This is a genomic window from Methanosaeta sp. UBA356, assembly GCF_002496465.1.
GTDB classification, from domain to species: Archaea; Halobacteriota; Methanosarcinia; order Methanotrichales; family Methanotrichaceae; genus Methanothrix; species Methanothrix soehngenii.
The window spans coordinates 14,228-14,457 of the sequence record NZ_DAKC01000103.1; the positions used below are offsets into that span (position 1 = coordinate 14,228).

General features: G+C 55.7%; 1 protein-coding gene. It reads left to right on the forward strand.

Annotated elements, in window-relative coordinates:
- A partial coding sequence (locus BP727_RS09645; protein WP_286858563.1) for an Ig-like domain-containing protein occupies positions 1-230 on the forward strand: 230 nt, incomplete at both ends.

Below are 230 nucleotides of genomic sequence, written 5' to 3' on the forward strand. Positions count from 1 at the left end.
GATCTGGTTGCCGATCTAGCCAGTCCCCAGATAGCCGGGACAGCAGTGACATTCACCGCAGCCGCATCCGATCCGGAGAACGATCCATTGGAGTTCATGTTCCTGGTTGACGGCCAGGCTCGCACGGATTTCATTAATAATCCCAGCTGGACTTGGACGACAACCGAGCAGGATATTGGCTCCCATACCATCGAGGTTAGGGCGAGAGACAACAACCACAACCCTGAGGG